Origin of the sequence: Burkholderia sp. MSMB1589WGS (assembly GCF_001636105.1) — a bacterium.
Taxonomy (GTDB): Bacteria; Pseudomonadota; Gammaproteobacteria; order Burkholderiales; family Burkholderiaceae; genus Burkholderia; species Burkholderia humptydooensis.
In genome coordinates this window covers 1,277,631-1,292,723 of record NZ_LNJT01000008.1, presented here as the reverse complement: position 1 = coordinate 1,292,723, position 15,093 = coordinate 1,277,631, and the positions used below count along the sequence as shown (strand labels likewise).

Here is a 15,093-nt window from a genome sequence, read left to right as displayed (position 1 = left end):
CGATGGAGCGCGCGATCGCACTGTATCGCCGCTTCGGCTTCGTCGAAGAGGGCCGCTCGCGCGGCTACGCGATCCACGGCGGCGAAGTGGCGGACGTGCCGCACATGGCGCCGCTTGCCGACGCGCCGCCGTTCGCGTCGCGCTGACGGGGCCGCGCGCATGCCGTCATTCTTCATCGACCGCCCCGTCTTCGCGTGGATCGTCGCGCTCGCGATCGTCGTCGCGGGCTTGCTCGCGATCCCGCAACTGCCGGTCGCGCAGTATCCGCGCCTCGCGCCGCCGCGGATCGTGATCAACGCGACGTATCCCGGCGCATCGACGGAGACGGTCGACGGCGACGTCGGCAGCATCATCGAGGAGAGCCTCGACGGCGCGGACGGCCTGCTCTATGACGAAACCAGCAGCGACGGCCACGGCGACCTCGAAATCGACGTGACGTTCGCGCCCGGCACCGATCCGGACCTCGCGCTCGTCGACGTGCAGAACCGGCTCAAGCAGGTCGAGCCGCGGCTGCCGCAGCAGGTCGTCCAGCAGGGCATCGGCGTGTTCAAGGCGGCGAACACGTTCCTGATGCTCGTCGCGCTGACGTCGACCGACGGCACGCGCGATTCCGCGCAATTGAGCGACTACCTGAGCCGCTACGTGCTGCGCGAGCTCAAGCGCGCGCCGGGCGTCGGCTCCGCGCAGTTGTGGGACGCCGACGAGGCGCTGCGGATCTGGCTCGATCCGGTGAAGCTGCGCGAGTACGGGCTCGGCGCCGACGACGTGATCGCGGCCGTCGCCGCGCAGAACGCGGCGGTGACGGCGGGCGCGATCGGCGATGCGCCGTTCGCGGCCGGACAGCAGACGAGCGCGGCGGTGATCGTGAAAGGCCAGCTCGCGTCGCCCGCCGAGTTCGGCCAGATCGTGCTGAAGTCGAAGCCGGACGGCTCCGTCGTGCGGCTCGCGGACGTCGCGCGCGTCGAGCTCGGCCGCGACGACTATTCGTTCTCGTCGCGGCTGAACGGCAAGACGGCCGCGACGGTCGGCATCCAGCTCGGCCCGCGCGGCAACGCGCTCGAAACGTCGAACGCGATCCGCGCGCGCCTCGCCGAATTGTCGAAGCGGCTGCCGCCCGGCATCGCGGTCGACATCCCGTTCGACGGCGCGCATTTCGTCCGGATCGCGATCGACGAAGTGGTGCTCACGCTCGTCGAGGCGATCGTCCTCGTGTTCTTCGTGATGTGGCTGTTCCTGCGCGACCTGCGCTGCACGCTCGTGCCGACGATCGTGATTCCCGTCACGCTGATGGGCGCGTTCGTCGCGATGTGGGCGTTCGGGCTGTCGATCAACGTGTTCACGATGTTCGGCCTCGTGCTCGCGATCGGCATTCTGGTCGACGATGCGATCGTCGTCGTCGAGAGCGTGCATCGCGTGATGGAGGAGGAGCGCGTGCCGCCGCGCGAGGCGACGCGCCGCGCGATGAAGCGCATCGTCGGCGCGATCGTCGGCGTGACGGCGGTGCTGACCGCGGTGTTCGTGCCGATGGCGTTCTTTCCGGGCGGCGTCGGCGGGATCTATCGGCAGTTCTCCGTTGCGATGATCGCGTCGATGCTCGTGTCGTCGTTCATGGCGCTGTCGCTCACGCCCGCGCTGTGCGCGAACCTGCTCAAGCCGCTGCCGCCCGGCGGCGCGCCGGCGCGGATCGGGCGGCCGCGCGGCGTGCGCGGGCTCGGCGCGTGGGTCGCGGACCGCTTCGCGGCGGGCTTCGCGCGCGCGTCGGCGGGCTATCGCTCGCTCACCGCGCGCACGGTCGCGCGCATCGGCCCGATGGCCGCGATCTACGCGGTGCTGCTCGCCGGCGGCGCGCTGCTTTACTGGGCGATGCCGAACGGCTTCCTGCCCACCGAGGATGAGGGGCAACTGCAGGTGATGATCCAGCTACCGGCGGGCGCGACGCAGGCGCGCACGATGGCGGTCGTCGAGCGGGTCGAGGCGATCCTGCACGCGCAGCCCGCCGTCGCGAACGTGACGAGCGTGATCGGCTGGAGCTTCGCGGGCAGCGGGCAGAACGTCGCGATGGCGTTCGTCGAGCTGAAGGACTGGGCGCAGCGCGGCATCGACGCCGCCGCGCTGCGCGACCGGCTGAACGGCGCGTTCGCGCGGATTCGCGACGGCGACGTCGATGCGTCGCTGCCGCCGTCGGTGCCCGGCATCGGACATGCGGACGGCTTCACGCTGCGGCTCGAGGATCGCGGCGGCATCGGCATCGACGCGCTGAAGGCGGCGCGCGAGCGCCTCGCCGATGCGGCGAAGGCCGATCCGGCGCTTGCGTCCGTGCACGCCGAGGATCTGCCGGACGCGCCGCGCGTCGAGCTCGACGTCGACCGCGCGAAGGCTTACGCGTTCGGCGTGCCGTTCGAGCGGATCGCGGGCCTGCTCGGCGGGTTGTTCGGCTCGAACTACGTCGACGATTTTCCGGCGGCGGGGCGGATGCGGCGCGTGATCATCGAGGCGGACGCCGGCGCGCGCAGCTCCGACGATCAGTTGATGGCGCTCGCCGTGCCGAACAGGACGGGCGACATGGTGCCGCTGTCGGCGATCGCGTCGCGGCGCTGGAGCGTCGGGCCCGTCGCGCTGAGCCGCTTCGACGGCTATCCGTCGCTCGATATCGCCGGCCGTCCGGCGAACGGATACAGCCTCGGCGCGGCGATGGCCGACCTGGAGCGGCTCGCCGCGAGCCTGCCGACGGGCGTCGGCTACGACTGGGTGGACGCGGCGCGCGAGGAAACCGTCGCCGCGCGGCAGACGCCGCTCCTGATCGGGCTGTCGGCGCTCGCGGTGTTCATGGCGCTCGCCGCGCTGTACGAGAGCTGGACGATTCCGCTGTCGGTGCTGACCGTCGTGCCGCTCGGCGTGATCGGCGCGGTGGCGGCCGTGCAGTTGCGCGGGATGCCGAACGACGTGTATTTCAAGGTCGCGATGATCACGGTGATCGGGCTGTCGGCGAAGAACGCGATCCTGATCGTGCAGTTCGCGCGCGATCTGCATGCGCGCGGCGTCGTGCTGCGCGAGGCGGTGATCGACGCGGCCGCGGCGCGCTTCAGGCCGATCGTGATGACGTCGATGGCGTTCGTGCTCGGCGTCGTGCCGCTCGTGACCGCGACGGGCGCGGGCGCCGAGAGCCGCCGCTCGATCGGCACGGGCGCGTTCGGCGGCGTGCTCGCCGCGACGCTGTTCGGGCTCGCGTTCGCGCCGATCGCGTTTCAGGCGGTCGCGTCGCTCGGGCGACGGGCCGCCGAGCCGGGGCGCGAGCCGCGCGAGCGTGGCGTCGCGGCGAATGAATGAGCGTGCGGACGCCGGCGCGCGCGCGGCCGCATCACGAGAACAGGACGTACAAGAATGAAACGACGTCGATTCCTTCACACGCTCGGCGCGCCGAGCTCGGTGCAAACCGTGAGTGAGGAACCGGTCCTGTCGTTCGTTTCTGCCGCGCGTTCGCCCATCATAACCATCGCAGAATTAATTGGTTTTCGATTCGTCGTCCTGTCCGTATCGTTCAGCGATTCGAACAACAAGTCGACTACGAGGAAAACCACCACATGAAGCAAACGAAGCATCTCGCGGCGCTCGCCGTGCCGGCAGGCCTTCTGCTGTCCGTCGGCGCGCACGCGCAAAGCAGCGTCACGCTGTACGGGATCGTCGATGCGGGCATCGCGTACGTGCACAACGCCCAGGGAACCGACGGCCGCAATCAGTCGTCGCTCTTCAAGTTCAGCAGCGGCAATCTGTCCGGCAGCCGCTGGGGCCTGAAAGGCACCGAGGATCTGGGCGGCGGCCTCGCCGCGCTGTTCCAGCTCGAAAACGGCTTCAATCTCGGCACCGGCGTGCAGAACGGCAATCGCGAGTTCGGCCGCAAGGCGATCGTCGGCCTCGCGAGCAACACGTGGGGCACCATTACGCTCGGCCGCCAGTACGATCCGGTCGTCGACCTCGTGCAAGGGCTCACCGAGGACAACTACTTCGGCGGCGTGTTCGCGACGCCGGGCGATCTCGACAACTACGACAACAGCCTGCGCGTCAGCAACTCGGTGAAGTACACGAGCCCCGTGCTGTCCGGCTTCCAGTTCGAGGCGCTGTACGGTTTCGGCGGCGTCGCGGGCGCGACGGGCAGCGGCCGCACGTACAGCTTCGCGGCGAGCTACGCGAACGGGCCGCTGTCGCTCGGCGCCGGCTACCTGTACGCCGACGGCGGCGCCACCGCGACGAACGGCGTGCGCACTTGGACGGGCAGCTCCGATACGCTGTTCAACACGGTGATCAACCAGGGCTTCGCGAGCGCGAAGTCGGTTCAGATCGTGCGCGTCGGCGGCCAGTATGCGCTCGGCTCGGCGACGTTCGGCCTCGCGTATTCGAACACGCAGTACGGCCGCGATTCGCTGTCGGCGTTCAACGACACCGCGAAATTCAACAGCGGCTCCGCTTTCTTCAACTACCAGTTCTCGCCGGCGCTGCGCGCGGGCGTCGGCTACAACTACACGTCGCTGACCGGGCCGGCTTCCGCGCACTATCACCAGGTGAACCTCGGCGCGGGCTACGCGCTGTCGAAGCGCACCGATCTCTATGCGCTGTTCGGCTATCAGAAGGCGAGCGGCCACACGCTCGGCGCGAACGGCTCGGTGATCGACGCGCAGGCGTCCGTCGGCTCGTATGGCGCGAACTCGGGCACCGATTCGCAGGAACTCGCGATCGTCGGGATTCGGCACAAGTTCTGATCCGGCTCGCGCGGTGTGCGATTCGCGATGTTCGATTCGCGGCGTGCGGTTCGCGAAGCGCGACGCGACGATCGCGCGGGCGGCCGCCCGCCGCACGCGCCCTCGCATCGCGGATTTCCCCGTCCGCATCAAGGTCTCCCTCAGCGCCCGCGATTGTTTCTATACTTCATACGATTGCGCCGTAAAAGAACGGAGCGCGCGGCCGACGCGCTCGAACGTCAACCCGATGCGGACCGCGACGACGATGCCGATCCCGCGCGGCGCCGCTCCCAACCGGACTCTCATCGATGAAAACTGCGATTCGAAAGCTGACGGCGTCGCTGCTCGTCGCCGCCGCGGCCGCGTGCTTCGCCGCCGACGCGCCGCACGCCCCCGAGCATCTGCCGCCCGGCATCGCGTGGCGTCAAGGCGACATCGACGCCGCGTTCGCCGAGGCGAAGCGCACGAACAAGCCGCTGTTCCTGTACTGGGGCGCGGTCTGGTGCCCGTCGTGCAATCAGGTGAAATCGACGATCTTCAGCCAGCAGGCGTTCAAGTCGCGCTCGTCGTTCTTCGTGCCCGTCTATCTCGACGGCGACACCGAGAACGCGCAGAAGACCGGCGATCGCTTCAAGGTGCGCGGCTATCCGACGATGATCCTGTTCCGGCCGGACGGCACCGAAGTGACGCGGCTGCCCGGCGAAGTCGATCTCGACCGCTACATGCAGGCGCTGTCGATCGGGCTGAACGCGGCGCATCCGTTCAGGCAGACGCTCGCCGCCGCGCTGAAGGACGGCGCGCGCGTCACGACCGACGATTGGCGCGTGCTCGCCGATTACTCGTGGGACACCGACGGCGATCTGCCGGTGCCGGGCGAGCGCGTCGCGGCGACGTTGCAGACGCTCGCCCGCCATGCGCGCGCGGACCTCGCGGACGCGCAGGCGCTGCGGCTCGATCTGAAGGCCGCCGTGTCGGCGGCGGCGGGCGATCCGCCGCAGCAGGGCGACGTCGACAAGGCGGCCGCCGCCGCGGCCGTGCGCGGCGCGCTGCGCGACCCGAAGCGCGCCCGCGCCGATTACGACGTGCTCGTCGCGGCGCCGGCCGACGTCGTCCGGTATCTGGCGGGCGACGATGCGGCGGCGCGCGCGTCGCTCGCGAAGCAGTTCGACGCGGCGCTCGCGCGGCTGTCCACCGACACGTCGCTCGCCGCGATCGACCGCACGATGGCGCTGCACGGCCGCGTGCGCGTCGCGCGGCTCGACGCGAAACCGGGCGCGCCGCTGCCGCCCGCGCTTGCCGATGCGGTGCGGCGGCAGACGGCGTCGGCGCTTGCCGAATCGACGAACGTCTACGGGCGGCAGGCGGTCGCCAGCGAGGCCGCCGACACGCTGACCGACGCCGGCCAGTTCGATGCGGCCGACGCGCTCCTGAAAGCGGAGCTCGCGCGTTCGCCGACGCCGTACTACTTCATGTCGGGGCTCGCCGCGAACGCGAAGGCGCGCGGCGATCGGGCGGCGGCGCTCGACTGGTACAGGAAAGCGTATGAAGCGGCGAGCGGCCCGGCGACGCGGCTGCGCTGGGGCGCGGCGTACTTCGCGAACGCGGTCGATCTCGCGCCGGACGACGCCGGGCAAATCCGCCGGATCGCGAACGACGTGCTGACGCAGGCGGGCCAGACGCGCAACGCATTCTATGGCGCGAACCGGCGCGCGCTCACGCGCGTCGTCACGCAGCTCGCGCACTGGCGGCAGCGTGGCGCGCACGATGAGGCGGCGCAGGCGGTCGTCAAGCAGTTCGAGGGCGTGTGCGGGAAGCTGCCGGCGGGCGATCCGCAGGTCGGAACCTGCGAGGGCCTGATCAGGACGGCGAGGGCCTGATGCCGGGCGCGGCGGTGTGACGGCGATCGCGCGGCCAATTCACCGCTGCGCCGCCCGCCTTCGCGCCACTTGGGAGCCCGCCCTCCCGCGTTTGGTACGATTCACGCTTTCCCACCCATTCGCATCACCGCGTGAATCGCCGAATCGTGTCGTCCTTCCTCGACCGTTGCGCGGCCCGGCTCGCCGCCGCGAAGCCGCACGCCGCCGCCGTCCTCCGCCGCATGCGCCATCCGACGCGACGCGGCGTGCTGCTCGCCGCCGCCGCGGTCCCCGCGCTGTGCGTGCTCTACGTGCTCGCGCTGATCCCGTTCACGCCGAGCATCGGCGACATCCGCAAGGCGCGCGTCGACGCGCCCGCGCAGATCATGTCCGCCGATGGCAAGCTGCTCGCCGAGTTCAAGCCGTCGAACCGCGAATGGGTGCCGCTCGCCGACATCTCGCCGAAGATGGTCGACGCGCTGATTTCGACCGAGGACCATCGCTTCTACGAGCACCACGGGCTCGACTGGCGCCGCACCGCGGGCGCCGCGCTGCGCACGTTCTCGGGCGACCGGCAGGGCGGCTCGACGATCACGCAGCAGCTCGCGCGCAACCTGTATCCGGACGAGATCGGCCGCGCGCCCACGCTCACGCGCAAGCTGAAGGAAGCGATCACCGCGCTGAAGATCGAGGCGGTCTACAGCAAGGCGCAGATTCTCGAGACGTATCTGAACACGGTGCCATTCCTCTACAACGCTTACGGCGTCGAGATGGCGGCGCGCACGTACTTCGACAAATCGGCCGATCAGCTCGACGCGCTCGACGCCGCGACGCTCGTCGGCATGCTGAAGGGCAACAGCTACTACAACCCGGTGCTGAACCCCGAGCGCGCGCTCGCGCGACGCAACACGGTGCTCGCGCAGATGGTGAAGTACGGCAAGCTCTCGCCGGCCGCCTACGCGGCGCTGCAGAAGAAGCCGCTGCGCATCGATTTCGAGCGGCAGAAGGAGCCGCCAGGCCCCGCGCCGCATTTCGCGCAGCAACTGCGCAAATGGTTGATCGCGTGGGCCGACCGCAACGACTACAACATCTATTCGGACGGCCTCGTCGTGCGCACGACGATCGATTCGCGGCTGCAGGCGTATGCGACGCAGGCGCTCGCGCGGCAGACGAACCAGTTGCAAGGGATCGCGAACGGAATGTGGAACGCCGGCAGCGGCTGCGCGCCCGGCAATCCGCTGTTCCGCGCGTTCGTGCGTGAGACGCCGGAGTTCCGCGCGGCGCTCGACGGCGGCGCGACCGAGGACGCCGCGCTCAAGCGCCTGCTCGCCGATCGCGGCTTCGCGCGCGCGCTCTGCAAGGCGAAGGCCGACGTGCAGGCGGGCTTTCTCGCGATCGATCCGCGCAACGGGCAGATCAAGGCGTGGGTCGGCAGCCGCGACTTCACGACCGAGCCGTTCGATCACGTGCAGCAGGCGCGCCGGCAGCCGGGCTCGACGTTCAAGCCGTTCGTCTATGGCGCGGCGTTCGCGGCGGGCGCGACGCCCGACGATACGTTCGTCGATCAGCCGGTCGAGATTGCGCTCGCGGGCGGCGAGATCTGGCGGCCCGACGACGACGCGCCGCCCACGGGCAAGCCGATGACGCTGCGCGACGCGATCGCGTATTCGCGCAACCGGATCACCGCGCAACTGATGATGAAGGTCGGCCCGCAGAAGGTGGCGCGCCTCGCGCGCGCGATGGGCGTGCGCGACAGCGCGCTCGAAGCGGTGCCGTCGCTCGCGCTCGGCACGAGCCCCGTGACGTTGAAGGAGATGGTGTCCGCGTACGCGACGATCGCGAACGTCGGCGAATACGTCGAGCCGCGGATGGTCACGCGCATCGAGGATCGCAACGGCGACGCGCTCGCGGAGTTCGCGAGCGCGTCGCCCGAGCGCGCGCTCGGCGCGCCGGCGGCGCGCACGCTGATCGACGTGATGCGCGGCGTCGTCGAGCGCGGCACCGGCGCGGCGATCCGCTCGCGCTACGGGATTCGCGCGGACATCGCAGGCAAGACCGGCACGACGCAGGGCGACACCGACGGCTGGTTCATCCTGATGCAGCCGGCGCTTGTCGCGGGCGCGTGGGTCGGCTTCGACGACGGCCGCGTGACGCTCGGCAGCGACTGGGGGCAAGGCGCGAGGAGCGCGCTGCCGATCGTCGGCGACTTCTATCAACGGGCGATACGCGCGCGGCTCGTCGACACGCGCGAGCGCTTCGCGACCGAGGCGCCGCCGAGCGCGCTCGATACGTTCCGCAACCGGCTCGGCGACTGGTATCGCTACCTGTTCGAGAAGCCCGAGCCGCAGCAGAAGGCCGCGCCGCCGAAGGCGCCGCGCGCGCCGGTCGAGGAGGTGATGCCGGCTTCCGAGGTCGAGGCGGCGTCGGAGGCGGCAGCGCGCGCCGCATCCGAGGCGGCCGCTTCGGCCGCTTCGGCTGCTTCGGCTGCTTCGGCTGCTTCGCCCACGGGCGGCATGCCGTTTGCGCCGGGCGGCGCGTCCGCGCCTGCGCCGGCGGTGCCGCCGCTGTTGCCGTCGACGCCGCCGCCGTTTCCGGCGTCGCCGCCCGCCGCGCCGCGGCCGGACAGCGGCTTGCCGAACGACAACGCGCCGATGTCGCCGACGCCGACGCCCGATGCGTCGGCCGCAACCGGCGCGGGCGGCGGCAACTAGCGCAGGTCGGCGGCGGCGGTTCGCGCGCGGCGCGCGAGCGGCCGTTCTCGTGGCAACGCATGTGCGTTCCGTATGGAAACAGATCCTAGTCTTTCTCGACGAGCGCCGCGACCGCGCGCGGCCGCTTGCGGATCTCCGAATCGAGAATCAGCCGGCCGCGCAGCCGGCCCTTCATCCGCTTCACATGCTTCGGTGCCTCGGTCATGTGCTCGACCATCAGCGCGCGCACGCGCTCGGCGTCGCGTCCGCGCGCCGCTTCGAGGATCGCGCGATGGATCTTCACGTTCGCGTCGCCGAAGCGGCGGTGCTCGGCGAGCGGCGTGTCGTTCCGGAATTCGATCAACTGCCGGATCATCTCGTTGATCAGCTCGCAGATGAAGCGCAGGAACGGGTTCGGATTCGCGGCCGCGAGGATGTCGTGGAACGTCATGTCCTCCTGCCGCTGCCGCACGACGTGGCCGCGATCGTGCGGCCCCGACGAGCCGTCGCAGCACGCGATGTTCGCTTCGAGCGCCGCGAAATCCCGCTCGCTCAGATGCGGCACCGCGCCCGCCGCGAGCTCGGGCTCCAGCAGCCGGCGCGCGGTGTAGATGTCGTCGATCGACACGTCCTTGAAGAACAGATAGTTCTGCAGCAATTGCAGCGTGCGGTCGAGCGGCACCTCGACGACCATCCCGCCGCCGCTCGGCCCCGTCGTGACCTTGATGAGCCCCTGCACTTCGAGCGACTTCAGCGCCTCGCGGATCGTGCTCTTGCTCACCGAGTAGAGCTGCTGCAGCTCGGCCTCGCGCGGCAGCCGGTCGCCCGGCTTCAGGTCCTTCTCGGTGATGAGCCGCTTGATCTCCTCGGCGACGAGGTCGGCGCGCTTCGGCTGCTTGATTTCGACCGCGATCCCGGCGTTCGCTCGGTCCATGACCATCTTCGACACTCCCAAGGTGTAGGGCGGCGCCCCTTTTTTTGCCCGATTTTTGCCCGATTGACACTCGAATTTATTATACCTAGCATCAAGTTAATCCTATTTATCATGATAAATAGGATCGACGGTCGGCACAGCATCCGTGAGAGATGGCCGGCGCGGTCGGGCAGTCGGTCGCATCGCGTGTGTCTTTTCCCCAAGGAGCGTCAACTTGAATCGCCGAGAACTGTTGAAACTGGCCGCGCTGTCGGCCGTCCCGGGCGCGCTCGGCGCGCTTTCGTCCCGTGCCGCGTTCGCGCAGGGCGCGGGCGTCCAGCTTGCGTGCCCGGTGCCGATGTCCGGCCCGTTCGCCGCGAACGGCAAGTACGCCGATCTCGGCATGAAGCTCGCGATCCAGCAATACGGCAAGGTGCTCGGCATGCCGCTGTCGTACATGACGCTCGACACCGCAGGCTCGCCCGCGACCGCGGTGCGCCGCGTGCAGGAGATCGCGCAGCAAAAGGGCGTGCGCTTCTTCGCGGGCGGCATTCTGTCGTCCGAAGCGCTCGCGATGGGCAAGGAGGTCGAGAAGGCGGGCGGCGTGTTCATCACGACGGCGGGCGCCGACGAGATCACCGGCAAGGACTGCAACGCCGCGACGTTCCGCTGGTCGGTGCCGACCTTCGGCGCGATCGAGCAGACGGTGCGTCCGCTGATCGGCATGCTGCCGAAGGCGAAGCGCTGGTACACGATCACGCCGCAGTACGTGTTCGGCGAGGGGCTGCTCACGGCCGCGAAGGCGATCTTCAAGGAGAAGGGGATCGAGCACGTCGGCAACAGCTATCACTCGCTTGCCGAGAAGGAATTCAGCGGCTACCTGACGAACGCGGTTGCCGCGAAGCCCGACGTGCTGCTGATCCTGAACTTCGGCTCGCAATCGTCGGATACGCTGCGGCAGGCGGTGAGCTTCGGGATGAAGAACAACTGCACGATCCTGATGGCGTGGGCGTCGGGGCTCGAGCAGTTCGAGGCGCTCGGCGCGGACCTCTGCGACGGCGTCTACTTCGGCGCGCAATACTGGCACGGGATCGATTCGCCGCTGAACCGCGATCTCGTCAAGCGCGCGAGCGCGGCGTTCAAGGCGAATCCGAACTACAGCCTCGCGGGCTCGTACATCTGCTCGAAGATCCTGCTCGACGGGATGGTGAAGGCGGGCAGCGCCGATCCGAAGAAGGTGATCGCCGCGCTCGAAGGGATGAAATATGACGGCCTGACGGGCGCCGAGGCAATCCGCAAGGGTGACCATCAGGTGCTGAAGAACTACTACCTGCTGAAGGGCAAGCCGAAGAGCCGGATGCGCAACGCCGACGACTACGCGGACATCGTCAGCTCCGGCCAGTCGTTCCTGCCCGTCGACAAGACGGGCTGCAAGCTCGCCTGACGTCGGCCGCCTCGGCTCATCACTCGGCTCACCACTCGATCTGAACTGAAGCCATGAACGTTTATCTCTTGCAGATCGTCAACGGGATCGGCGTCGGGATGCTGTATTTCCTGCTCGCGGTCGGCCTGTCGATCGTGTTCGGACTCCTGCGCTTCGTGAACTTCGCGCACGGCGCGTTCTATCTGCTCGGCGCGTACTTCTGCTATCAGGCGCTGCAATGGTCGGCGAGCTTCTGGGTGGCGCTCGCCGCCGTGCCGCTCGCGGTCGGCGCGTTCGCGTGGATCGTCGAGAAGCTCGTGCTGCGGCACGTGTACGCGCAGCAGCACGAATTCCACATCCTCGCGACGGTCGGCCTCGCGCTCGTGCTGCAGGAGTGCGCGATCCTCGCATGGGGCCCGCTAGGCGACAACGTGCCCGTGCCCGACGCGCTCAACGGCGTCGTGATCTGGGGCGGCTTCGTCTATCCGAAGTACCGGCTCTTCGTGATCGGCTTCACCGCCGTGCTCGCCGCGCTGCTGTGGTGGGTGCTCGACGGCACGCGGCTCGGCAGTGCGGTGCGCGCGGGCAGCGAATCGTCGGAGATGGTGTCGCTGCTCGGCATCAACGTGTCGCGCGTGTTCAGCCTCGTGTTCGCGCTCGGCGCCGCGACGGCCGCGCTCGCCGGCGTGCTCGCCGCGCCGATTCGCGGCGTCGACCCGTTCATGGGGATCGAGGCGCTCGGCGTCGCGTTCGTCGTCGTCGTGGTCGGCGGGATGGGGAATTTTCCGGGGGCGCTCGTCGGCGGGCTGCTCGTCGGCATCGTGCAGAGCGTGATGAGCACGCTGTGGCCGGAAGGCGCGCGGCTGATGATCTACGTGGCGATGGCGGCCGTGCTGCTGCTGCGCCCGAACGGGCTGCTCGGGAGGGCCGCATGATCGAATCGTCGAATTCGCTGCCGGGCGGCGCGCCCGCGCGGCGTGCGGCGCAACGCGCGGACGGCGCGCTGCATCGCCATCGCCATGTGCTGCTCGCCGCGGCCGTCGTCTGCGCGCTGCCGCTCGTGCTGCGCTCGGGCTCGCTCGCGACCGAAGTGCTCGTGTTCGCGCTCGCCGCGCTCGGCTGCAATCTGCTGCTCGGCTACACCGGCCTCTTGTCGTTCGGGCAGGGCGTCTTCTTCGGGCTCGGCAGCTACGCGGCGGGCCTCGTGCTCACGCGCGGCGTGCCCTCGGTACCCGTCGCGCTCGCCGCCGCGATCGCGCTCGGCGCAGCGGCGGCCGCACTCGTCGGCTGGTTCTCGATCCGGCAGCGCGGCACGTATTTCGTGATGCTGACGCTCGCGTTCGGGCAACTGTTCTACTTCGTCGCGTACACGACGCCCGAGCTCACGGGCGGCGACAACGGCCTGCTCGACATTCCGCGCCCGGCGCTCGGCGCGCTCGGCCGCACGCTCGTGCCGCTCGATTCGCCGTGGCAGTACTACGGCTTCGTCGCCGCGCTGTTCATCGCCGCGTTCTGGCTGATGGCGCGCGTGTCGCAATCGGTGTTCGGACGCACGCTGCTCGCGATCCGCGACAACGAGGCGCGCGCCGCGGCCGCCGGCTACGACGTGAAGCGCTTCAAGCTCGTCGCGTTCGTGATCTCGGGCGCGGTCACGGGGCTCGCGGGCGCGCTGCACGCGCTGATGACGGGCATCGCGCCGCTGTCGAACATCGACTATCACACGAGCGAGATGATCCTCGTGATGACGGTGATCGGCGGCACCGGCAACCTGTTCGCGTCGGTGCTCGGCGCGGCGTTCTACGTGCTGTTCGCCGACTGGCTGTCGACGCTGTGGCCGCGCTGGCTGCTGCTGCTCGGCCTCGCGCTGATTGCGGTCAGCCTGTTCATGCAGCGCGGGCTGTGGGGGATCGGCGAGCGCGCCGCGGCCGCGCTGCGCCGCGCGCCGCCGGCGGCCGACGCCCACGTCGACCAGGAGGCGCGATGAGCGACGCGATTCTCGAAGCGCGCGGCGTCGTCAAGCGCTACGGCAAGTTCACCGCGCTCGCGGGCGTCGATCTGCGGATCGCGCCGCGCACGGTCCATTCGGTGATCGGCCCGAACGGCGCCGGCAAGACCACGCTCTTTCACGTGCTGACGGGCACGGTGCCGATCTCGGCGGGCTCGATCGTGTTCGACGGGCGCGACGTCACGCAGGAGCCTGACCACCGGCGCGTGCGGCGCGGCATCGCGCGCTCGTTCCAGGTGACGAGCCTGTTCCAGAACCTGAGCGTGCGCGAGAACCTGCGCGTCGCCGCGCAGGGCGTCGATGCGCGGCGCGCGCTGAACGCATGGAAGCCGCCGCGCGGCGCGCTCGCGCACGACGACACGGTCGACGGCGTGCTCGAACGCCTCGCGCTGCAACGCTTCGCGGGCACGGCGGCGGGCGCGCTGTCGCACGGCCAGCAGCGCCGGCTCGAAGTGGGCATGGCGCTCGCCGCGCGGCCGCGCGCGATCTTCCTCGACGAGCCGACCTCCGGCATGGGCATCGACGACCTCGACGACATGAAGGCGCTGATCCGCGGCCTGCGCGACGACTACACGGTCGTGCTGATCGAGCACAACATGGGCATCGTGATGGACATCTCGGACACGATCACGGTGATGCAGCAAGGGCGCGTGCTCGTCGAAGGCAGGCCGGGCGACATTCGCGGCGACGAGCGCGTGCGCACCGCGTATCTCGGCAACATGATCACCGGAGGCCGCGCATGATGCTCGACGTGCAGGACGTTCACGCGTACTACGGCAAGAGCCACGTGCTGCAAGGCGTATCGCTCGCGGTGGGCGAAGGCGAGACGGTCACGCTGCTCGGCCGCAACGGCGCGGGCAAGTCGACGACGCTGAAGACGATCGCGGGCGTCGTCGCCGCGCGCGGCGGCGCGGTGACGTTCGTTGGCGCGCCGATCGCGGGCGCGGCGCCGCACCGGATCGCGTCGCGCGGCGTGTGCTTCGTGCCCGAGCATCGCGGCGTCTTCCGCCTGCTGAGCGTCGAGGAAAACCTGCGGCTCGGCGCGCGCCGCGATTCGCCGTGGCAGCTCGATGACGTCTACCGGATCTTTCCGCGGCTGAAGGAGCGCCGCAGGAACGGCGGCGCGCAACTGTCGGGCGGCGAGCAGCAGATGCTCGCGATCGGCCGCGCGCTGATGAACCGCCCGCGCCTGCTGATGCTCGACGAGCCGGTCGAAGGGCTCGCGCCCGTGATCGTCGAGGAGATCGTCGCGCAACTGAAGCAGATCAAGGCGGCGGGCGTCGCGATCCTGCTCGTCGAGCAGAACCTCGAAGTCTGCACGCAGCTCGCCGACCGGCATTACGTGATCGAGCAGGGCGTGATCGTCTACGAGGGCGACAACGCGTCGTTCGCCGCCGATCATTCGATCAAGGATCGCTATCTCGGCGTCGGCGTCGTCTGAGCGCCGCGCCTTCTTTTCCATGCAAGGAAACG

At 69.7% G+C, this 15,093-nt stretch carries 10 protein-coding genes and 1 pseudogene; 10 read left to right on the top strand and 1 reads right to left on the bottom strand.

What is annotated here, in order from left to right; genetic code table 11:
- Positions 1-8: 8 nt before the first annotated feature.
- From WT16_RS23490 to WT16_RS23465, 5 genes and pseudogenes are all read left to right on the top strand, one after another.
- Positions 9-146, top strand: a pseudogene (locus WT16_RS23490) (GNAT family acetyltransferase); the annotation flags it as partial.
- A 13-nt stretch (positions 147-159) separates the two neighbouring features.
- The gene (locus WT16_RS23485) at positions 160-3,327 is read left to right on the top strand and encodes a multidrug efflux RND transporter permease subunit (protein WP_063534339.1); all 3,168 of its coding nucleotides are present in this window, start codon (positions 160-162) and stop codon (positions 3,325-3,327) included.
- 254 nt (positions 3,328-3,581) lie between these two features.
- Entirely contained in the window at positions 3,582-4,754 is a 1,173-nt protein-coding gene (locus tag WT16_RS23475; protein WP_063534337.1) for a porin, read from the top strand.
- Positions 4,755-5,041: 287 nt separating this feature from the next.
- On the top strand, positions 5,042-6,610 hold the full coding sequence (locus WT16_RS23470; protein WP_063534336.1) for a thioredoxin family protein: 1,569 nt from the start codon (positions 5,042-5,044) through the stop codon (positions 6,608-6,610).
- A gap of 131 nt (positions 6,611-6,741) precedes the next feature.
- On the top strand, positions 6,742-9,300 hold the full coding sequence (locus WT16_RS23465; protein WP_063534335.1) for a transglycosylase domain-containing protein: 2,559 nt from the start codon (positions 6,742-6,744) through the stop codon (positions 9,298-9,300).
- An 85-nt stretch (positions 9,301-9,385) separates the two neighbouring features.
- On the opposite strand, the gene WT16_RS23460 is transcribed toward WT16_RS23465, so the two are convergent.
- Positions 9,386-10,219 (bottom strand): FCD domain-containing protein, encoded by an 834-nt coding sequence (locus WT16_RS23460; protein WP_063534949.1) that lies wholly within the window; start codon positions 10,217-10,219, stop codon positions 9,386-9,388.
- Positions 10,220-10,427: 208 nt separating this feature from the next.
- On the opposite strand from WT16_RS23460, the gene WT16_RS23455 reads away from it, so the two are divergent.
- The 5 genes from WT16_RS23455 to WT16_RS23435 are packed head-to-tail and all read left to right on the top strand — an operon-like array spanning position 10,428 to position 15,061.
- Complete coding sequence (locus WT16_RS23455) at positions 10,428-11,636, top strand: ABC transporter substrate-binding protein (protein WP_009917034.1); 1,209 nt, start codon at positions 10,428-10,430, stop codon at positions 11,634-11,636.
- A 53-nt stretch (positions 11,637-11,689) separates the two neighbouring features.
- On the top strand, positions 11,690-12,550 hold the full coding sequence (locus tag WT16_RS23450; protein WP_006028296.1) for a branched-chain amino acid ABC transporter permease: 861 nt from the start codon (positions 11,690-11,692) through the stop codon (positions 12,548-12,550).
- Positions 12,547-13,599, top strand: coding sequence for a branched-chain amino acid ABC transporter permease (locus WT16_RS23445; protein ID WP_006028295.1), 1,053 nt, complete (start codon positions 12,547-12,549; stop codon positions 13,597-13,599). Before WT16_RS23450 ends, WT16_RS23445 begins: the two co-directional genes overlap by 4 nt.
- Complete coding sequence (locus WT16_RS23440; protein WP_006028294.1) at positions 13,596-14,363, top strand: ABC transporter ATP-binding protein; 768 nt, start codon at positions 13,596-13,598, stop codon at positions 14,361-14,363. Before WT16_RS23445 ends, WT16_RS23440 begins: the two co-directional genes overlap by 4 nt.
- Entirely contained in the window at positions 14,360-15,061 is a 702-nt protein-coding gene (locus WT16_RS23435) for an ABC transporter ATP-binding protein (RefSeq protein ID WP_006028293.1), read from the top strand. Before WT16_RS23440 ends, WT16_RS23435 begins: the two co-directional genes overlap by 4 nt.
- Positions 15,062-15,093: the final 32 nt, after the last annotated feature.